This window comes from Treponema saccharophilum DSM 2985 (assembly GCF_000255555.1).
Classification (GTDB): domain Bacteria; phylum Spirochaetota; class Spirochaetia; order Treponematales; family Treponemataceae; genus Treponema_D; species Treponema_D saccharophilum.
In genome coordinates, this window is the sequence record NZ_AGRW01000037.1 from 1 (window position 1) to 20,826 (window position 20,826).

The 20,826-nt window shown below is 54.0% G+C and carries 14 protein-coding genes, 1 tRNA gene and 1 pseudogene; 4 read left to right on the forward strand and 12 right to left on the reverse strand.

The window, feature by feature from the left end:
• The 3 genes and pseudogenes from TRESADRAFT_RS14910 to TRESADRAFT_RS03275 form a co-directional block, all read right to left on the reverse strand.
• Positions 1 to 598, reverse strand: a pseudogene (locus TRESADRAFT_RS14910) (hypothetical protein); the annotation flags it as partial.
• Between the two features lie 65 nt (positions 599 to 663).
• Positions 664 to 1,584, reverse strand: a complete 921-nt coding sequence (locus TRESADRAFT_RS03270) for a hypothetical protein (RefSeq protein ID WP_002702841.1) — start codon at positions 1,582 to 1,584, stop codon at positions 664 to 666.
• A 290-nt stretch (positions 1,585 to 1,874) separates the two neighbouring features.
• Positions 1,875 to 3,101, reverse strand: a complete 1,227-nt coding sequence (locus tag TRESADRAFT_RS03275; RefSeq protein ID WP_002702843.1) for a dienelactone hydrolase family protein — start codon at positions 3,099 to 3,101, stop codon at positions 1,875 to 1,877.
• Positions 3,102 to 3,306: 205 nt separating this feature from the next.
• On the opposite strand from TRESADRAFT_RS03275, the gene TRESADRAFT_RS03280 reads away from it, so the two are divergent.
• Entirely contained in the window at positions 3,307 to 4,893 is a 1,587-nt protein-coding gene (locus tag TRESADRAFT_RS03280; RefSeq protein ID WP_002702845.1) for an ATP-binding cassette domain-containing protein, read from the forward strand.
• Between the two features lie 112 nt (positions 4,894 to 5,005).
• On the opposite strand, the gene TRESADRAFT_RS03285 is transcribed toward TRESADRAFT_RS03280, so the two are convergent.
• A complete protein-coding gene (locus tag TRESADRAFT_RS03285; protein WP_002702847.1) occupies positions 5,006 to 5,203 on the reverse strand; it encodes a hypothetical protein in 198 nt (65 codons plus the stop codon).
• A gap of 264 nt (positions 5,204 to 5,467) precedes the next feature.
• On the opposite strand from TRESADRAFT_RS03285, the gene TRESADRAFT_RS03290 reads away from it, so the two are divergent.
• Both TRESADRAFT_RS03290 and TRESADRAFT_RS03295 read left to right on the forward strand, forming a co-directional pair.
• Positions 5,468 to 6,829, forward strand: a complete 1,362-nt coding sequence (locus TRESADRAFT_RS03290; RefSeq protein WP_002702849.1) for a PFL family protein — start codon at positions 5,468 to 5,470, stop codon at positions 6,827 to 6,829.
• 107 nt (positions 6,830 to 6,936) lie between these two features.
• Complete coding sequence (locus TRESADRAFT_RS03295; RefSeq protein WP_002702851.1) at positions 6,937 to 7,812, forward strand: GNAT family N-acetyltransferase; 876 nt, start codon at positions 6,937 to 6,939, stop codon at positions 7,810 to 7,812.
• Positions 7,813 to 9,123: 1,311 nt separating this feature from the next.
• Here TRESADRAFT_RS03295 and TRESADRAFT_RS03300 read toward each other — a convergent pair.
• Together TRESADRAFT_RS03300 and TRESADRAFT_RS03305 are read right to left on the reverse strand one after the other, a co-directional pair.
• Positions 9,124 to 11,424 carry an Ig-like domain-containing protein gene (locus TRESADRAFT_RS03300; protein ID WP_002702853.1) on the reverse strand — a complete coding sequence of 767 codons (2,301 nt, stop codon included), beginning with the start codon at positions 11,422 to 11,424 and terminating at the stop codon, positions 9,124 to 9,126.
• A gap of 284 nt (positions 11,425 to 11,708) precedes the next feature.
• On the reverse strand, positions 11,709 to 13,352 hold the full coding sequence (locus TRESADRAFT_RS03305; RefSeq protein WP_141607089.1) for a glycoside hydrolase family 3 protein: 1,644 nt from the start codon (positions 13,350 to 13,352) through the stop codon (positions 11,709 to 11,711).
• A 147-nt stretch (positions 13,353 to 13,499) separates the two neighbouring features.
• On the opposite strand from TRESADRAFT_RS03305, the gene TRESADRAFT_RS03310 reads away from it, so the two are divergent.
• Positions 13,500 to 13,571 (forward strand) — tRNA-Cys (locus TRESADRAFT_RS03310).
• Positions 13,572 to 13,978: 407 nt separating this feature from the next.
• Here the strand turns inward: TRESADRAFT_RS03310 and TRESADRAFT_RS03315 are convergent.
• The 6 genes from TRESADRAFT_RS03315 to TRESADRAFT_RS03340 form a co-directional block, all read right to left on the reverse strand.
• Positions 13,979 to 14,521, reverse strand: coding sequence for a hypothetical protein (locus TRESADRAFT_RS03315; RefSeq protein WP_002702857.1), 543 nt, complete (start codon positions 14,519 to 14,521; stop codon positions 13,979 to 13,981).
• Positions 14,522 to 15,055: an NUDIX hydrolase gene (locus TRESADRAFT_RS03320; protein WP_002702859.1), complete on the reverse strand. Its 534-nt coding sequence runs from the start codon at positions 15,053 to 15,055 to the stop codon at positions 14,522 to 14,524. It abuts the gene before it with no gap.
• A gap of 21 nt (positions 15,056 to 15,076) precedes the next feature.
• Positions 15,077 to 15,754, reverse strand: coding sequence for a tRNA-uridine aminocarboxypropyltransferase (locus TRESADRAFT_RS03325; RefSeq protein ID WP_002702860.1), 678 nt, complete (start codon positions 15,752 to 15,754; stop codon positions 15,077 to 15,079).
• Between the two features lie 95 nt (positions 15,755 to 15,849).
• The gene (locus TRESADRAFT_RS03330; protein WP_002702862.1) at positions 15,850 to 18,978 is read right to left on the reverse strand and encodes a right-handed parallel beta-helix repeat-containing protein; all 3,129 of its coding nucleotides are present in this window, start codon (positions 18,976 to 18,978) and stop codon (positions 15,850 to 15,852) included.
• A gap of 156 nt (positions 18,979 to 19,134) precedes the next feature.
• The gene (locus TRESADRAFT_RS16410) at positions 19,135 to 19,776 is read right to left on the reverse strand and encodes a hypothetical protein (protein ID WP_002702864.1); all 642 of its coding nucleotides are present in this window, start codon (positions 19,774 to 19,776) and stop codon (positions 19,135 to 19,137) included.
• Between the two features lie 407 nt (positions 19,777 to 20,183).
• Positions 20,184 to 20,675 (reverse strand): hypothetical protein, encoded by a 492-nt coding sequence (locus TRESADRAFT_RS03340; protein WP_002702865.1) that lies wholly within the window; start codon positions 20,673 to 20,675, stop codon positions 20,184 to 20,186.
• Positions 20,676 to 20,826: the final 151 nt, after the last annotated feature.

A 20,826-nucleotide genomic window follows, 5' to 3' on the forward strand; every position in this document is an offset into this window, starting at 1 on the left:
CCATCTCGGGAAGGCTGAAGTCGTCGTCTGAAAGCGAGTCGTCGTTTTCGGGAAGAGTGAGGTCATCGCCCGCTTCGTTGTCCGCGACAATGCCGTTTGATTCTCCGATGTCGTCGAGACTCACTTCCTCGAAACTCGGGTCCTCGATTATGGAATCATCGATTTTCGGCTCCTCTATGCCGAGGTTGTTGATTGTCATCTCGGAATTCGTAAGCTGGTCGGTCAGCTCGGCGGCGTCGATTTCCGATTTTTCCGCCGGTTTCCGCTGCGCAAGGTTGACCTGCTTCTCGCTTTTGGAGCCTGTCTCGCTGTCGAGAATCTCCGCGGAAAGCTCGTTGTTCTCGTCGATTCCGATTGAAAGCTGGAGGTTCGGCTCGCCTTTCGTGTGCGGTTTCAGGTTCGGGACGGTTATCGTGTCCATGTATTCTTCGTCTGACGTCGTTCCGTCGTCGTTCATTTCGAAACTGTACAAATCGACGTGGACTTCATCCTGATTGTCCTGCGCCGTCGTCAAATCGAGAATACGCTTAGCCTTTTCGCCTTCCTCAAGAATCGGGTAGAAAGAGCCGTCTGCAAGTTTAATTCCGATATGTTTCATTCGATTATCCTTTCCTCGTCGATTGATGCGGGGAACGACTTCCTGTCGCAGCCCGCATCATCACGTTATTTTGCGTCGCTTGCGGAATCCGTCCCGACAGCAGCGTCCGCGGCGGAAGATGTGTCGGAAACGGTCGTCAGGGAAGCCGAGCCTGCGCCGTATTTGTACGAATACTCGCAGATTCCCGTAAGTTCGTTCACCGTTCCGCCGAATTTCTCCGCGACTGAATACGTCGTCGCTTTTGAGACGTTGCCCGTCGAGTCGTACTTGAATATCTCGCGCACTGAAAGCTTGTTTTCCGCGTTGTACGTCTGCTTCTCCGTGACCGAATACGATGAGTCGAAGCGGTATACGATTCTCTTAATCTGTTTTCCGTCCGGAGCCGAATGCACGACTTCGGAAAGTTTTCCCGCGTCGTTGTACGTGTAGTTCTGCTTCTCGTCGAGGAATCCGTCCGCGTTGTAGATTGAGACCTCGAGCTTGCGTCCCATTTCGTCGAATTTCGTTATCGTCTTTCCGAGCAGCGCCCCGTCCGTGTTGTAGAGCGCTTCCTCCGACTGCTTGCCCGCAAACTTCCATATCGAGCGGTTCACGAGGATGTCGCCGGCGTTGTATTCCGACTCGTCGATTTTGTTCCCCGATTTGTCATATGCGGAGACGACTTTCCAGCTCACTTTTCCGTCGGCGTCCGTGCACACTTTTGAGACGACGTGCCCCTGCGCGTCATAGCCGTAGACGATTTTGTCGACGAGCGAATCGCGCGTGGTAAGCTCGGACGTTTCTGCTTCCTTTCCGTTGGAAGCGTATGAATGGACGAATTTCGCTTTTGGGGAGCGGTAGTAATCTCCGAATTTCTGCGTAATCGAATATTCCGTCTTCGTGTATTCCGCGATTGACCCGACTGTCTTGAGCGTTGCGTCCGGGTCGAAAGCGTAAGCGTTCACCGCGACCAATGCGAAGGAGAGCGCGATTGCCGTTTTTTTCATAAAATCCTCCAAAATAGGCCTTCAGGAACATTGCGTCACCTTCCGGACCTTGTAACTAGACCTGTCCGATAACTTCGTTACCGTTCAGGTTGACGAGTTCAAAAAATGTACGGACAGCACGGTTTTGAACGTCGCATTTCAAGGCAGCCTGTTCCGAAACTGAAGTTTCCGAGCGGGCCTGCTTTTTAGGCAAAATTCAATAAGTGGTCCTGATTGGGCATGCTGCTGCTGGAAAAACACGCCCGGAAGCGAGCGTTCCGGAACATGTTTCTCTTATTTATCGGCAAGAATCAGTTGTTTCCGAACTGCTTGTCAAGCCAATCGAACGCCGATTTTCTCTGCGCGGGTCGGAATTCGTGCCCGACGCCCTCGATGATTTCCGTGTGGAGCTTTTCGTCCGCCTTGTTCGCCGTCCAGATTTTGTGCATTTTCGCGTACGATTCCTTCACCGATTCGACCGGGAAGAGCGGGTCTTCCGTCCCGTTGAAGAAAAGCATCGGCTTTGGGGCGGCGAGTCCCGCCACGTCGGGATAGTCGAGGTAGCGCGCGATGAACGGATGGAGCATGGAGAACGCGCTCTGTCCTTTGAGCTGGTTGTTCCCGATTACCATAAGCCCTTTCATCGTCGCCATCCAGCAGTTCGCGATTCCGGCCGTTATGTCGTCGGAAATCGCGGCAACCTGCCACGCCCTGAACGCGCCCATGCTGAAACCGACTGCCGCCACTCGCTTCTTGTCGACCATCGGGAGCGACGCGAGAAATTTCGCGGCGCGGCAATCCTCCTGCGCGATGATTCCGGCAAAGCTTGTCCCGAGGTTGAACAGGTTGCTCGCCAATGCCTGCTGGCTGTCCGTCTTGAACCCGTCGACGCCGCGGTCTCCCCATCCGAGCGCGTCAATCGCAAGGACGACGTACCCGCGCTTTGCAAGCTCATCGCCGGGGAAACATCCTTCGTTGTCCTCGTCGTCGTAGTATTTGCTCGCCCAGCTCAGCGCCACGTTGAGCTTCTTCGCGGCGGCTTTCTGCTCCTCGTCCGCGTCGTCCGGAAGCTCCTCCATGTCGGTCGCGTTTATCGGGCGGACCATCTGCTCCTTTCCTATCCTGAATTCGGAGCCGTGCGCGTGGAGCATCAGCGCTGCCGGCGCGTTCTTTGCTCCGTCCGGAACGAGAAGGTACGCGAGAACGCGGCTGTCCCGTGAAATGTTGAAGACAATCCGCTTCGCCGTGTACCCGTCTCGCCGCTCCTCGTCAAGCTCCGCCATTTCGAACGGCGTTGTGTCGTTTTCCTGGATGATAATCTCGCGCGCCTTCGCAAGTCCCGCCTTCCGCCACTTTTTCGGGTTCGCGCCGTCCTTCCAGCCGAGGGAGAACGGCATCCGTTCCCTGAGCGACTCGTAGAACGTCGGCATCGCCCTGTCCTTCGACGTGATTTCCGTCTTTACGTAATCCTTTGACTGCTCCGCGCCAACCGCCAGTGCGAGAATCCCCGCCGCCGCAATCGAAACTATTTTTTTCACCTGCTGCTCCTTGCTTTTTTATTTTTCTGTTTTGAATATCGTGCGGAAAAATCGTGGAAATGGATTTTGCAGACCTTCCGCCCCTTTATTTTATCACGAATGCGCACAAAAAATGCCATGATGGGAATCATTCGCGGCAAAGATTCGGGCTGTTCGCGAGCGGGGTTTATTAACGAGCGCGGGACTATTCAATATAATTGTGCCCATGCTTGAGCAATACATAAAAATAAAGGATTGCCGCGTCGAGGATTCGAGGCGCGTGCTTATACAGAATCTTTCGTGGGAAATGAAGGAAGGCGAGTCGTGGCTCGTCATCGGGCCGAACGGCGGCGGAAAGGCGGCTTTTGTCGAGGCGCTTTCCGGCTTGCGGAGAATTGTTCCGAACGGGCCCGATTCCGTCTTCGAGAACAAATTCGAGAATTCCGTCGAGACGGTCTCGCTTGAGGTTGCTGCCCGCCTTATAGAGCAGGAGCGCGAGCTCGACGAGACTGAATACATGGACAAAATCGACGAGGGACGGACGGGACGGCGGTTCATCGCGGAGGTGATGGGCGGCCCGGACGCGAAGCACCGCCACCTGCCGCTTCCTCCGATTGCCGAAAAACTCGAGGCGCTTCCCGAAATCAGGCTTTGCGGAATCGAGAAAATCCTCGACCGGGGGCTCCGCCTCATGTCCACGGGGGAAATCAGGCGGACGCTTCTGTGCCGCGCGCTTCTTTCGAAAAAACAGCTTCTTATCCTGAGCGACCCGTTTGCGGGTCTCGACGTGCAGAGCCGCTCGATTCTGCTCGGGTTCTTCCAGAGCGTCGCTGGAAAACGAGGCGGGGAGACAAGAATTATCCTTTCCATGGAGCGCTATTCCGAAATTCCCGAGACGATAACGAACGTAATCGAATTTTCCCGCGGCGAGGTGAGTTTCTGCGGAACGAAATCGGACTACGAGGAGCTTCTGCGCGCGCGGGAGTCGGGCAAGGCGGCGGAGCGCGAGAAGGAGAAGAAGGAATTCCTCGACGAGCTGCATTCGATTTCCGCCGATACTGAATGCCTCCAGAACGAGCGCACCGGCGATTCCGTCATCGACGGGCGCGCCACGCTCGTGAAGATGAGCGGCGTCAATGTCGGCTGGGACGGAAAGCGCGTTCTCCGCGATTTTTCGTGGACGGTTCTTCCCGGCGAGCACTGGCTTATCCGCGGGCCGAACGGAAGCGGAAAGACGACGCTCCTTGAGCTTATCACCGGCGACAACAAGCAGGTTTTCTGCAACGACGTCTGGCTTTTCGGGAACAAACGGGGAAGCGGGGAGTCGATTTGGGACATAAAGAAGAATCTGGGGATTGTGAGCTACCGTCTCCACGTCGAATACCGCATGGTCGCGGGAACAGACCTGGAGGGCGTCATCATTTCCGGTTTCCGCGATTCAATCGGGCTGTACGAGCAGCGCACCGACGTCGAGGTTCAAGCGGCGCGCAGATGGCTCAAGCTTGCGGGGTTCGAGGGGCGCGGTTCGGAAAGCTTCGGGAACTTGAGCTACGGGGAGCAGCGCGCAATCCTTATTGTCCGCGCCGCGGTGAAATCCCCCAAGATACTGATTCTCGACGAGCCGTGCCACGGCCTTGACGAAGACAACAGGCGGAAAATCCTCGACCTGCTTGAGACCGTCGCGGAGACGGGGACGACGACGCTGCTCCATGTGACGCACGACGCGTCGGAAGTCCTTCCGTGCGAGAAGCACATCCTTGAGCTGAAGCCTGATTCCGAGCCGATGTACGAAATCATCAGCCCAGCCCGATAACTTCGTCGCCGCCACATTCGTCGCGTTCTGTCTGTTGGACGCGGCGATTCTGAAAAGCCTGCCCGGGCAAAAAAAAACTGCGGTCAGCCGCAGTTTTTTTTGTTCGAGTGAATCAGCCCCGTGCCGCGCTTGCGATTGCGGAGATGACCTTTCCGATCGGGTCGAAGTCGAGCAGGAGAATGTCCACTGCGAAGAAAAGCGAGAATCCGACTACCGCGATTATAAGAAGCGCGATTATTCCTATCAAAAGCTGGACGAAAACAGGAAGTTTGTCCAGGTTGAATCCGTTATTTGCCACTGCATTTGCCATAAAAACAGCTCCTTGATGCGATTTTGAAAATAATAAACTGACAGATTCCGACAGTCAAGGCGAGTAAACAGCAAGAAAAATGTAACATTCCGACATCCAGACGACATCCGTGTCGTCTGGATGTCGCGTGAACTCGTTCCGAGTTCGCGCCGAGTGCTGTGCGCACGTCCATGTGCGCGGTTGCGTCGTGGCGGGCGGCGGGGCGGATGAATTGGATTGCGATTTCTGCTAGAATCGTCAAAAATCAATTCACCGAGGCTGAGTATGCTTTTTTCACCGAACGAAATAGAAGAAACAGTGAACATGTTCCTTCGCCACAATCTTGACGTCAGGTGCGTGACTATGGGAATTTCCCTCCTCGACTGCGCCGATTCCGATTACAAAAGCGCGAACAGGAAAATCTACGACAAGATAATGCGCAAGGCAGGGAATCTCGTCCGCGTCGGGCAGGAAATCGAGAAGGAGCTGGGGGTTCCGATTATCAACAAGCGCATTTCCGTGACGCCGATTGCGCTTGTCGCCGGGGCGAGCGGGGAAAAATCCTACGTTCCGTATTGCAAGACGCTGGACAAATGCGCGAAGGAGCTTGGCGTCAACTTCATCGGCGGATTTTCTGCCCTCGTGCAGAAGGGAATCACGCCCGCCGACCGCATCCTCATCGACTCGATTCCGGAGGCGCTCGCTTCGACTGAATTCGTCTGCTCGAGCGTGAACGTCGGCTCGACGAAATCGGGAATCAACATGGACGCGGTGAAGCTCATGGGCGAGACGATTTCCCGCACTGCCGAAGTTTCCAAGAACCTTCCGGTGAACGGCTGCGCGAAGCTCGTCGTCTTCTGCAACGCGCCCGAGGACAACCCGTTCATGGCGGGCGCGTTCCACGGGCCGGGAGAGGCTGATTCCGTCATAAACGTTGGCGTTTCGGGGCCGGGCGTCATCCTTGCCGCCGCGCGCGAGTACAAAGGAAGGCCGATAAACGAGCTCGCCGAGGGAATCAAGAAGATGGCGTTCAAAATCACGCGCCTCGGTCAGCTTGTCGGCACGGAGGCGGCGAAACGTCTCGGCGTCGATTTCGGAATCCTCGACCTTTCCCTCGCGCCGACTCCGGCAGTCGGCGACAGCGTCGCGCGCATCCTTGAGGAAATCGGTCTCGACGGGGCAGGGGCTCCGGGAACGACGGCGGCGCTCGCGATGCTCACCGACATGGTAAAGAAGGGCGGCGTCATGGCGAGCACGAACGTCGGCGGGCTTTCCGGCGCGTTCATCCCCGTGAGCGAGGACGAGGGAATGATAAACGCCGTCAAGCAGGGCTCGATTTGCCTTGAGAAGCTTGAGGCGATGACGACCGTCTGCTCTGTCGGTCTCGATATGATTGCTATTCCGGGCGACACTCCCGCGACGACGATTTCAGGAATCATGGCGGATGAATTCGCCATCGGCATGGTCAACAACAAGACGACGGCCGTCCGCCTCATCCCCGCGCCCGGAAAGAAAGCCGGCGACTGGGTCGAATTCGGCGGGCTTCTCGGCGGCTGCCCCGTTCTTCCTGTCAGCCGCTTCGGGTGCGCCGACTTCATCAACCGCGGCGGTCGCATTCCCGCGCCAATCCATTCGTTCAGGAACTGATTTCGCTTCATGCTGAATTTCCCCCGCCGACGGTGCGTCTGGCGGGGGATTTTTTATGCGCGCGCGTGCAACGGGAAATCGGCGCGACGTGCCGATAATCAGAGGAAATGCTTGTGCTGTCATTGGGAAAGAATCCGAAAGCGGCCGTCATCGATGCCGTCGTAAAATTCCTTTTGCCGTATGAAAAGAACTGCGTCTCACTTGTCGACAGGATTGGCCGCCGCGAGGTTGGAATTTTCTGTATCCTCGGCTCTTCCCGCGAGATTCTCGGCGTGTTTTCGTACTCGTCGGGCGGGCAGATTCTGCACTGCATTCCCGATTCCGTCCGCCGCTATGACGAATACCTTGCGCTTTTGCGGATTTATTTCTCGACGTTCGACCTTTCGGGGCTTTTCAGCGTAATCGGCGACGAGTCCGGGACGAACCTCATCCTTTCGGCGATATACCTAGCGACGCGCAAGCTTCCTTCGAGCAGCCAGTCGTTCCTTTTGATGGAGCATATTCCTGGAACTGAGTCCGCCGGTTCCGGCCTGAAAATCCGCGACGGGAGAATGCGCTCCGTGTGCGCCGGGACGTGCTCGATTAACCTCCTTGACCCGCTGATGGTCCTTCAGGAATCGTACGAGCGCGAGGAAGTCCTCCTCGACAACCAGCGGTTCAACCCGCTGGCGAGCAAATTCATCATGAAGAAGGCGATTTCGGAGAACAACGTCTACGCGGCTTTTTTCGACAACAGAATTGTCGCGAAAGGCGCGATAAATGCGACCGGTTTGAACTGCGTCCAGCTCGGCGGCGTCTTCACCGTCCCGTCGTTCCGCAAAAACGGTTTCGCCGAATTCCTCATAAAACGCATCGTCGCCGAGAAGCGCGCCGCCGGAAAACGCGTCGTCCTTTTCGTCAAGCCAAAGAACATCGCCGCCCGCACCCTCTACAAGCGCTGCGGCTTTTCCGATTTCGGCACGTTCAAGATTTCGTATTATTGAAGCGATGGCGGCTGCGTGGCAAAAAAATCCCCCGCAGCGCAAGAACGCGTCGCGGGGGAAATGCCGTGACGGTTGTTGAGCGAAGTCGAAACACCGCACCGCGCACCGCCGTCTTCCATCATTGAAAAACACTCCGCAATTCCGCTAGACTGTCTTCATCGGGGAAATCTCTGGCACAGGGTGGCTTGCCTCTCAGCACTGCTTTCTCCACTGCGAGTTTGCTTGCAAACTCGTAGACAATCGCTTGCGATTGTCCCGATTATTGGCTTGATTATAGATGCGCTCAATCTCTTCAAGTTTTTCTTGTAGGGCAAAAATAAAGCCTACCCCCAGTGTAGCTAGCTTCGGATAGGCTTTTCGTTCTAAAAGAGGCGAGCCACGGTGCCGTGGATTTCCTCTTTCTCTAATCTACCACAAATCTTCCTTTTGTCAAAGTTTCATCAGCGTTCCAGAGGCCCGCGCACCGCCGTCTCCCAGCATTGAAAAACACTCCGCAATTCCGCTAGACTGTCTTCATCGGGGGAAATCCCGGCACAGGGTAGCTTGCCTCTCATTTCTTTGAATGGGAGGACTGCGTAGCATGAGCAAGTATGAAAAAGCGATGTTGATCGTTGCTATTTTGACTTTGATTGTTACAGCACTGAACCTCTTCAAATAATCATTTGAATTGGAAAAAATAAAGCCTACCCGTCAAGTGTAGCAAGCTTCGGATAGGCTTTTCAACCTAAAAGAGGCAAGCCACAGTGCCGTGGATTTCCTCTTTCTCTAATCTACCACAAATCTTCCTTTTGTCAAAGTTCCAGAGGCCCGCTCGCCGCCGTCTCCCAGCATTGAAAAACACTCCGCAATTCCGCTAGACTGTCTTCATCGGGGGAAATCCCGGCACAGGGTAGCTTGCCTCTCATTTCTTTGAATGGGAGGACTGCGTAGCATGAGCAAGTATGAAAAAGCGATGTTGATCGTTGCTATTTTGACTTTGATTGTTACCGCACTGAACCTCTTCAAGTAACATTGAATTGGTGAAAAAAATGAGCCTACCCAAGTGTAGCAGCTTCCAGGTAGGCTTCTAGTCACAGAGGAGGCGAGCCACGGTGCCGTGGATTCTCTTTGTTTTGATTATAGCACATCGCATACTAAAATCAATTGACCTTTCAAATCGGTATTTTCTCTTAAACAACACAGCCCGCTCCCTGCCAGTTGCCTGACAAAGAGCGGGCTGTGTTTGCTGTCACACGGATTCGGGATTGCTAACGCAATCCCTGTGTGCATGATACCGCAGGTTAATCGCTGCGGTGCGATATAAACTCAATCTTACTCTGAAATGTCAACTCTTGCGTAAATGATTGGGCTTGTGTTGCCAGTATTTCTTGCAACAGTGTAAGTTCCGGCCGTCAAAGTCCATTCATAATCAGTATCCGCAGAAATTGTTGAAGTTGCACCAGAAACAAGTGTTGCTGTTCCATCAGAACTTGTAACAGTTATATATCCATTGTAGTCTTTAGAATCAGTCTTTATATAAGCCTGCTTCAATTTAAGGGTTGCGGCTTTTGTAACTGCAAATGTGAATTTTCCGTTTCCGTCCATTTTCAATCCCATAGAAACTGTTTTATCTCCAGAGATTGTTGATACTGTTTCCGTTCCGCCCAAAGCAATACCTGAATAAGCAGTGAATGTGAACACACTTACATTCTCGCCAGCAACATTCGAAGAATCAGCACCAATTCCAGAAGCAGTTGCAGATGAGCTGGCATCTTTTGTGTAATACCACTCAGCACTTGTCCAAGTAGCAGCTTCCGGTGAACAAGCAATCGTTCCAGTCTTGCCGCTTCCATCTCGGGCAGTTGCGGTGAATGTTACATCTCCAGCCTGGAGGAATTTTACTTCGCCTGAGAACTCATCGATTGTACCAACTGTTTCATCAGAAGAAGTCCATTTTACAGCACTGTTTGAAGCCGTATCAGGCGTAACTGTTGCTTTCATCGTGTTTGCGACACCAACTGTGAATGTACTTGAAGCAGCAGCAACTGCGATTCCTGTTACAGGTACGAATGAAAGAGTATCATCATACTCAACAGTGATTGATTTGATGTAAGATGTTGTGGCAGCCGTAATTACAACAGAAGTTGCTGAAGCATCATAAACCACATAGCCACATTCCAAATATTTAGATGTTGAACCAGAGTTGATGTTATAGACACCTTCACCCTGTGAACCAGCCTTGATTGTTCCCCAACCGCCGAAACAACCTTTTACAGTAACAACAGCTTTTCCGGTCAACGGAATTGTAATTGTTTTTGTCGCTACTCCTGCTGCAGTACCAGAAGAATGATAGCTGAATCCATCGATAGTTACTGTTGAGTCTGTATAAGCTCCGCTATTTTCTGTAGAGAAATCATAAGTTGTTGACTGAATCTCTGTCTCACCGTCAAGAAGGTCTTTAGAAGTGTCTTCTGTTACAGTCCAGTTGTTTGCGCTGATAACTGAATCAATATCCCAAGATGTCTCAGAATCTTTCTGATATTTTGCAGAAGAAACATTATACACACGGTTCAAGATGTTGCGGCGGCCTGCGTACTCGGCAGTTTTCACGCTGTCAGAAAGAACAGCACCGTATGTTGTTGAAGAAGCGGTGAAATTAGAATCAGCCTTGAAACCGATGTACTGTTTGTCAGTCGTTCCGTTAGAATCACTTGCCCACAAATCTGTAAGCGTAACATCGCCTGTAGTTCCAACAAAGGCAACATTGTTGTAATAGCTTGAAAGAGCACTTGATGCCCAAGGATTGCGGGCAAGATAGAGTTTTTCAAGTCCAGAGTCTGCCTCAAGTTTTGAGTTGTAAACTACCAGACCCTTTCCTACTTTTGAAGTAAGAGCAGCACGAGGTGCAGCAAAGTATGCTTTTGTTGTTCTTGAGCTGATTGCATGAAGTACGCATTCCTCATACAAGGCAACAGTTCCCGTTGTTTCCATCCACAAGAAGTCAACATCGCCTTCGATGTAGCATTTGTAGAACCATGCTTTTGCGACAGTGCGGAGCGTGTCCTGTCCAGAAATGAATGAACAGTTATAAGCGGCAAGATTTCCGCTTCCGTCTGTTGCAAGAACTTCTGCCTGTGCGTCTCCTGTAGTTGTTCCGTATTCGTTCACAATGCGGACATTTTCAAGAGTCAAATTGCCCGTGCTTCCAGCAGGAAGATAAACAAGTTCGCGAGATTTTTGAGAAGCAGTTTTCGGATTTCCGCTGATGATGACATCGGCACCATACTCGGTTGTAGTGTTGCCGGAAATCTTGATGTTTGCAGCTCCGTTGTAAGAAAGCTGAGTTCCCTCAGTTACGCTGTAGGTGCCTTTTTCCAGCGTAAGCACATAGTCGCCGCTTGAACCGATTGCAGCCCATGCAGCGTTTATGTCTGTTCCAGAGTAAACGGTTGTCGAACCAGACTTCAATGTGACAACTGAACTTTCCGGCTGATTGTTTTCCTGATTGTCGTCGGTGCTATCGTTGTCGTCGCTGCTGTCCGAGCACGATGCAAGGAATCCGCCGCCGCAGATGGCGAACGCGCAGAAAGCGGCGAGAAGCCGTTTTTTAAGCGATACCTTCTCTTTTTTCATGATTTTCCTCCATTTTTTTAGGAACTTTTTTTGATTGTGCTAAAGCTGTTTTTTGTGAAATTTTGTTTTTCCTAAAATCGAGGATACTGTACCATGTACTTAAAATTGATAAGACGGCGCATCTTTTGACTAAAAAGATATTTTTGTATGATTTTATATAAATAAGATTCTTTTTTACTTTTTATTTTTTGCAAAATCATAAAAATTGTGCATTTTTTAATGCGCTGTCAATACTATTTTATAGTTTTTGACAGCGCGGAAAGCCGTTTCTGGGCATTTCGAGGCTATTGCGGGAGTGGGAGGATTCCGCTCGGGGTGAATTCGCCGTTGAGCGCGCCGAACAGCGCCTTGAACGAGTATTTCGACCAGCTGTACCCGCAGAGAATCGTGTCCGCCCAGTCGAAGCCGAGGACGGGGACGGGCGTGAGAATCGAGAGTATTATCACTTTCTTTCCGTGCAGCTTCTTGAGCCTCATCGCGATTTCGGAGCTTCTCTCGTTGGCGACGCAGAATATTATCGTGTCGTAGCCGAGCGCGAGCTTTTCGATTTGGTTCCCCATCCAGTCGGTCTGAATCGGCCCGAGCTCGTAGTCGAATTTGAACTGGGAGCAGTCCTGCCCGTACCGTTTGCGCGCCTCCGTGAAAAAACTGTCGAACTGCGTCTGGCCCGCAAGCAGGACGCGCTCTCCTTCCTTCCTCTTGTAAGGAAAGTTGCCCGTTTTGTATGCGGTGATTGAGCGGCACGCCTGCGACAGGAAGAATTTCTGCCCGTCCTTGTCGGGGACGCGCTCGTGGACTGTCTTGAGGTCGGGGTGGAGCGGGGCGGCGTTGGGCGACTTGAAGTATTCGAGCTTTGCGCGGAGCACGCGCCGCGCCGCGTCTTTGACCGACCCGCGGAATTCGCCGTCGCTTTTCATCAGGGCGATGTTCCGCGTCCAAAGATTCTCGTTCAGCTCCGCCGTCGTGGAAGAGAGGATGATGTCGTTTCCCGCGCGGATTGCCGCCGTGAATGCCGCGGAGACGCTTCCCGCATACATCGTCGCGCCGTTCATCATCATGTCGTCCGTGATTATCAGCCCGTCGTACTTCAAGTCGCCGCGAAGGATTTCCGTGAGGAATTTGTGCGAGAGCGATGCCGGCTCGCCGTTTCCGATTATGTTCGGGAAGCTCAGGTGCCCGCTCATTATCGCGGGGATTTTCTTGTCGATGAGGTATTTGAACGGAATCAGCTCGCGTTTTTTGAGCGTCTCGTAGTCCGCGCTTATCTCGGGAAGCTTGCCGTGCGAGTCGAGAGACGTGTCTCCGTGACCGGGAAAATGCTTCGCCGTCGGAATAACGCCCGCATCGAGCGAGCCGCGCACGAATTCCGAGCCGAGCTTTCCCACGAAGTCGGGGTTCTCCCCGAACGAGCGCGAGCCGATGACCGACGAATTTATGTTCGTGTACAAATCGACGGTGGGCGCGAAATTCATGTTTATGCCGAGCGCGTTTATCTCGCGCGATATGTAGTACGCCGAATAATACGAGTCCATCGGAAGCGCCGACGCCCCGATTGCCATGTTTCCCGGCGTCTCCGTCGTGTCGCCCTTGACGTGCCGAATCCAGCCGCCTTCCTGGTCGGTCGCGACGAACAGCGGAATCTTGAGCTTCCGTTTCTGCGAGCGTTCCTGGACTTCCGATATCGATTCGGCGACTTTGTCCGTGTCGTCCGTGTTCCAGCCGAACACCTTCACGCTTCCAAGTCCCCGCTCGGAAATCCATCTGTTCAGGAGGTCGCTCGGCTCTTCTCCCGCCCAGCCGAACATCAGAATCTGCGACAGAAGCTCCCCGTCGTCCATCTTCGAGACGAGGAAGTCGGCAAGCTCCGCGTTGGGGTAATCGCTCCAGAAATCGGCGTCGTCCGGGATTTCGGGGAAAAGGGGCGTCATGAGTGCGAGCGCTGCGAGCGCGGAGCATAGTTTCTTTGCAATTTTCACGATTTTCTGTCCGGTATTGTGTCTTTGAAATTTTTTCGAAAGTATATCGAAAATCACTAGACAAGAAAACAGAAATCGTATATAGTTCCGCTCATCTACGGCGTCTTATCCAAGTGGTAAGGAAGTGGTCTGCAAAACCATTATGCAGCAGTTCGATTCTGCTAGACGCCTGCAAAGCGAGCGAATGTTCCATTCGCCCGCTTTTTTTTTGCTTTTTGCAAAAATCGGGATTGTCATTCCGGATTTGATTCGGAATCTCTATGCGCTGAATGAAGATGGAGCGATATGTGTGCTGAAATAAAAAAAACGGTCATCGGGCTTGCCGAAATGACCGTTTTCGCTTTTTATGAGCGCATTCGGCTGCGCTCTGCTGCCATATTTCGATGCTGAACCACGAAATGCCTGAAAACCCGGCATCAACCGTTTTTCAGACAGGGCATTTGAAAAACAAATACGGAATCCGTGGAAAGATTATCGAAGTCGAACTCAAAAATTGTTGGTGCTTCGAAAGGTGAAGCACATTGGGGTGTTCTGTGCCTCGCGAAAGATGCCGTTTTTCGGCGGGCGGCGGAACCGCGCTATTCCGTCTTGAGGTCGGGGCGGCGGCGCAGGATAGCGGAGAGCGTTTCCGCGCGTTTCTCCTCCGTGCCGAGCGTGAGCGTGACGGTCGCGGCGGAGCTTTTCCTGATTATCTCTATCGCCGTCATGTCCACGCCGACCGTTTCGGGGTCGTTCTCGTATGCGAGCGTCGGAATCGAAAGGATGTCGTCCATCGGGATGAATTCCGTCCCCCATATTATCGCGTCCTCGTATATGCCCGCCTTTCCCAGCCCCGAGGCTTCCTTCGCCGCCATCCACGCCGCCAGCAGCGCTGCGAGCGCGATGACGACCTGTATGTACGGCGCGAAATTCCTCATCGGGATGATTGCGATAATGAGCGCGCTCAGAATGAACATGCCGATGACCTTCACCGGAACGCCGTTCTCGAGCGGCAGTATCATCTTCCCGCTTTTTGAGAGAATCCGCCTCGTCCGGAGCGGGATGGTCGCGATAATGGCTGCAAGCGCGAGCAGTGCGGATGCGACGATTGCCGCCGTGACAACGTTTTCGATTACTATCATTTATTGTTTCCTTCCTTTTCCGATGTTTTCCATCAGCGCGAGCCTCGCCGACTCGAACGCGAGCGGAATCCGCTCAATCTCGTCCTCGCTTCCCGCGCGCATCGGCTCGAACGCGAGAACCTCTCCCTCCTGCGCCTTCAGCTCCGCGCCTTCGGGGATTTCCGCCTCGAAAAACAAATCGCATGTTTTGTAGAGGATTCCCTTGTACTCGTATGAATTCGGGAAGCTCGCCACGTAGCGGATTTTTTCCGGCTCCACGCCGATTTCCTCGCGGCATTCCCGCACGCACGCTTCCTCCGCGCTCTCGTCTGGGTCGACGAATCCGCCGGGCAGCGCGAGGAACCCTTTGCGCGGCTCCTTCGCCCGCTTCTCAAAAAGAACGCGCCCGTCGGGGAGCCTGATGATAAGCCCGACAGCCGCCGCGACGTTGTTGTACAGGGTGAACCCGCAGTCGGGGCATCGCCATTTCCGCATCTTCACGTTCTCGATTTTTTTGCCGCCGCAGTTCGGGCAGAACGAAAAATCGTTTTGCATATATTCCTCCGTAAAACAAAACTAGAATTTCGGCATTTCCTTCAGGCGCGTGTACTTGAAGTCGGTCGCGTGCGTGTTCGGAATCTTGCCCTCGATTCTGTCGTTTTCCTTCTGAATCTGGAATTTTATCATTTCCTTGAACGCCGTCATCAGGCATTCGCAGTCCGTTTGCGGGACGATGCCGGCGGACTGGAGCTCCTTGATGAGGTAGTAGCACGACTCAATCGTCGAGATGTATTCCGGCTTCGGCTCCCGCTTGAACGTGAAAATCGATTCGTAGCCGCCGGAAAACGAAAGCTTCGGGAGCGACGTGATGTTCGGGCTGAACCGCAGCATCTTCTTCGAGCAGAACCACGTCGAGTCGATTATTATCGCGAGCAGTTTCCTGTTTCCGATTTCGTCCTTGAACCCTTCCGTTTTTGCGGTCCATGCGTCGTCGCCGGGGTAGAGCAGCACCGGATAATAGCGCGGGTCGCCCAACAGCTCGTTGAGCCGCGCGTTTTTCGTGAAGTCGATGCCGACGATTATCTCCGAGTCAATCAGTCCCGCGTGCGCGATTCGCCCCGTTCCCGTGCGCTGCCGCTTCGCTTCCTTCGGGTGCATCAGGAAGACGAATTTGACGCCCGGGTCGAACGGAGCAAGAAAACGGCAGAAGCACGTGTCCTTCGGCCTCAGGCATTTGAAGCATATTTCTCTCATGCGCCGATTGTAGCACACCCGTCGATTCGTGTCCGCGCATAAAAAAAGCGGCTGCCCTTTCCGGACGGCCGCTTTGCCGTTTTACGACGTTTTTTCTACTTTCTCCTGCACTTGTTCGCGATTGCGATTGCCGCCACGCAGACGAGCATGACGAGCGCGACGAGAATCATCGGCTTCGCGGGAAGCCCTGCTGACGATGCGCCAGCGTTGCCCGAGACGCCCTCATAGCTGTTGGTGCTGAACTTCGTCGAGTTGTAGTCGGCGCCCGCGTCTTTCGGTGCGCTTGCGGTCTTCCTGAAGAGGCTTCCGAGGTCGAACACGCCGTCGGCGCTTCTCGGAATCCTGTTGAATGACTTGTCCGCGTTGAATCCCGCCTTGTACTTCGCGACGTCCACGCTTTCGAAGACAGCCGACGTGATGGACGATTTCGATGCGTTCGTCCCGTTGAAGTAGGTGCTGTCGGAAATCTGCTCGGGGTTGAATTCCTTGACTTCCGCGATGTCGTCGGAATCTCCTCCGTCGAGCGAGATGATTCCCTTCGTGCGGAACGTTCTCGGGTACGCCTGCGCCTTTCCCTTTCCGTAAAGCGCGATGTTGTACTTTCCGTTTCCGTATGACGTGACGTTCTCAAGCTGGAGCCCCGGGTTCGAGTTGCACGTGATTCCGTTCACGCCGTTGCCCCACGAAATCGAGTTCCGGAGGACGTGCGGGACGTTGATTCCGTCGCCGCCCATCTTGAATCCGTTTCCGTCGCCCTGTCCGCTTCCGTCGAGCTTCGTTCCGTTCGCGTAGGTGATGCAGTTGTCGAGGAGCGTCGCGCCGATTGGTCCCGACTCGACTTTCGCGTACAAATCCCAGCCGTCATCGACGTTGTGGTGCGAGACGCAGTTCCTGAACACGTTGCCCTCGCCGACGGTTAGCTTAGCCGCGAATCCGTCCGCGTTGTTCTGCGCCGGGTCCGCGTTTCCGAACGACTCGCAGCCGTAGATGAGGTTGTAGCTCGGCCATTTGTCGAATTTCTCGCTTGAGCGCCCGGAAATCTGGATTCCCGTGTCGCCGTTCTCGTATGCGTCGACCATGAGGATGCGGTTGTGGTGGCCGGCAATCTGGAGACCCTTCACGTCGTCGGGCGTGTGCGTGATGTCGATGTTCTTTATGTCCCACCAGCTTCCGTAGAGGTTTATCGCGGAGACCGTCATCTTCGCGCCCTGGAAGTCGAGGATTGTGCGCTTTCCGTCGTCGGCGCGGAGGACTTTCCTTTTCGATTGCGTTCCGTCGTTCCCGCGCTCAATCTGAATCGGCTCGCTCATGAAAATCCTGTCGCCGAGGAGGACGATTTCCTGTCCCGGCTTGCAGTAGTTGATTGCCGAGCGGATGTCGAGCGGTTTTTCGCGGCTTCCGTCGCCGAACGCGCTTCCCTCAGCCGAGACGAAGAGCGTTTTGCCCGCGAATGTGTTCGTGATTATCGAGTGCCCGTACGTTACGGATTTGTAGTCCTTCTCGTAGATTTTCAGCTCGCGGTTGTACTGCGCGATGACGTGCTTCGGCTCGGGCTGCCATCCGTCCTCCGGGTCGAACGTGACGAGGAGGTCGTTGATTCCCTTCGCGCTCGGAAGCTTGAGCGTCGTCTTGTAGTCTTTTTCCGCCTCGACGGGAGCGTCCTTCACGAGGACGGCGCCTTTCGTCGTCGTTATCGTTATCGTTCCCTTCGCGTTTGCGTTGAACACGAACGGATAGTTCGCGTCGTACCACGCCGTCGGGCAGTCGATGAGCGTCTTGAGCGGGACGAGCACCGGCGGCTCCTCGACAGCGGGCGGGTCCTTTTTGGGGTCGGTGACGCTGAACGAGATGTCGCTGAACGTCGCGTTGACGCCGCGCGCCACCGCAAAACCGACGTACACTTTCTCCTTGTCGAGCTGCGTGAGCTTCGAGTTGTCGGGGTCGTACATGATGTACTCCTCGACCGTGTCCTCGGATGCAATCTCGCGCTTGTAGATGGCGTGGTAGCCCGTGTTGTCTTTCTTGAGCGTGATGCGGTAGACGTCGCCCGTCTTGATTGCGTCGCTCGCCTGGTCGTAGCTGAACGCCATCTGCTCGGATTTGCCGAGCTTGGAGATTCCCGCGTCGCCGAGCTGGATTACCTCGTCCGTCAGTCCCGTGACGAAGCGCGCGCCGAGACCGTTCTTTATTTCCTTTTTCGCGCCGTTTACGTGCGTCGTGAATTTCTTTGAGATGATTCCCGCCGAATTCGTGTACGCCACGACCATCGGCTCCCCGTCGGTTCCGAGCTTGTCCATCGCGATAAGCCCGAATCCTTCCTGTCCGTCCGGCATCGGGTTCTGGTAATCGACCGTGACTGTCGCGGTAAGCTCCCAGTTCTCCTTGAACGGGTCGATTTCCGTGTAGTAGAACGAAAGCCCGTCGAAGAACGACTCGAATTTTCCGCCCTTCTCGACAATCGAGCCGTCCTTTCCGACGATGCAGGAATTCAGCCTGAAACGCAGGTCGTCGGAATCGAGCATCTCCATCGTGTTGCGCGTGTTTTTCGTCGATGTCCCGAATTCCGTGAACGTCCAGATTCTTTCGGCGTCGGCGCGCACCGTCTTCTTCTGCGCCTTCGACTCGCTCGATTCGCTTCCGCGCGTCGCCGCGACGGTGAAGTGCGCGACGTCTCCCGCGCTGAGCCGGACGTCCGCCTCCGTCTTCTCTGTCTTTTCGAGCGACGTCTTCTTTCCGCCTATCGAATACGAGACGACGTAGCCGTCAGCCTCGGGAACGGAATCCCACGAGACGCGGACAGTCGAATTTCCCACGTTGAGGAGTGAGACAACCGGCGTACCGAGCGGCAGCTTGTAGTCGAACGCGAACGGCTCGCCTGTTTTTGCCTGCTCGCCCTTGCGCTCCATGCTGACCGCGAACGTGTATCTGCCCGATTTCTTCATCTCGAACGGAGCCGTCTTCTCGGCTTTCCTCGTCCTTCCGAACGCGACTTTTCCCGACGCGCCCGTGTCCGATTTCATCAATACGTTTCCTGAATCCGCTCCGTCGTTTCCCGTTACCGCGCTGAAATTGACGGTAAGCTCGTTCGGCCCCGTCTGCGTGACGCCGGTGATGACAGGAGCGGGGACATCCGCCCATGATTTCCTGTTCTGCGCTGAAATGCCGTGCGCGGCAAAAAACGCCATCGCGACCGACATTCCCAGCGTAATGAATGATTTTCTCATTGCTGCTCCCTCGTTTTTAAACGTGTGTCGTTAAAAAAAAGACGCGGAACCGTTCCGGCTCCACGTCTTCGGATTCTAGTTGAACTGTGGTGGGGGAACAATGATAAATAACGCGCAAATACAGTTATTTAGCGTCGTTCCCCGCCCGCGGGAATTTTACTTTCCGACTTTTATCTGGTAGATGTAGCCGGTTCCGCTCGTCGCGTAAACGCAGTATGTTCCGTCCTCGGCGACCTTGACTTCCTCGACGGTGACGTCCTTTCCGTTGTCGGGCATCATGTCCACCGTTCCGATTTCCTCGCCAGACGCCACGTTGACGACGTGGAGCGGGCGCGAGTCGGTCTTTGACGAGCTTGTCACGTAGACGATGATGGAGTCGCCTGCCTTCGCGGGGAACGAGATGTTCCTGTAGTCGACTTTTCCGGAGCCTTTCGTCGAAATCGCCTGCGTGAAGAGGTCCGAGCCGACGGTGCGCGCGTCGCACTTCTTCACTTCCATGACTTTCTCCTCCGTCGCGTTGAGCGTGAAGCCGGAAGCCTCGTCGAGGACTGTCGTGCTGATTACGCCCTGCTCAAGGTCGTTCGCGTTGAGGAAGATTCCGTCGATGACCCTGTCGATGAGGGCGTTGTTGCTGGCCTCTGCTGCGGGAGCCTCCTGCGCTGCGGGCTTCGGAGCCTCAGCGGCCGGCTGTGACGCTGCCTGCGCCGGTGCGTTGTCCTTCTTGTTGCAGGAAAGGACGCCTGTCATTGTGAAAGCTGCCAAAGAAACGGCCGCGATTGAAAGAGTGACTCTTTTCATCTGAAAACCTCTTGTTTTGATGTGTTTTTGTGATATCTCCGTCCTGAAGCGCGGATATTCCGTGCGGAAAGCCGTTTCAGGGCGTCTCAATATAAAATATTTATCATTTTATGTCATTCCGCTCTTTTTTCATGCCGGGAACGGAAAACGTTCCGCAATCGCCGGAAAAAAACGTTGGGACGCATAAAAAGAACGCGCTGTCCGGATTTCCGGTGAATGCCTGATTTTTTGCGAAAGCTGCTCGGCATGGCAAAAAATAAATCGACCGTTTTTACGGACAGGGACAAAAGAAAACCCGGGAAAACGCGGGGCGCTTTGTTCTCCGCGTTCCCTCCATTCCCGGGTCAGGTGCGCCATTCAGGCTTTCCCCATAAAAACTGCTCCGAATCCGAAATCCGCGGGCAGCATTAGTTTACGGAAAGCTCGAAGATGTATACGCCGCCGCCGAAACCCTTCACGCGGTAAATCCCGTCTTCCGGAACGTCGAACGTCCCCTCAGTGAACAGCGGCGTCTCCATGTTCCATGCGGGCGCCTCCATGCGCGAAAGCTTCTTGTTCTTGTTGTCCGTTATGATGATTTCGCGGGCTTTGTCCTTCGAAGTGCTTGTCGCCACGACGGAGATTTTCTCACCGGCCTTCGCGCTGAATTCGACGAAACCGTCAGCGCCGTTCATCTTGATTCTTTTCGCGTAAGACACGTCTCCGTTCTTTATCGGCGACGCCGATTTATCTTCTACTTTGAGACCTTTGTCCGGTGCCGTCAGCGTGAAGCCTTTCACGACTACTTTTTTTCCTGCCGCTATGTCGCCCGCCGCGCAGTCGTCAGCCTTGAGCGTTCCGCCTGCGAATGCTGCGAAAGAAAGAATTGCGAGCGAAAATGCCGCGATAATTCTTTTCATTATGATTCCTCCCAAAATCCGCGTCAAAAATGCGGATTCCTTTTTCTTTTTGAAGAATATACAACATATGAAAAGTAAAAAACATTGTTTATTTTTGATTATTCAGTTCACGCGCCATGCGAAAAATAAGGCTTTCCCGTAATGAGGCTTA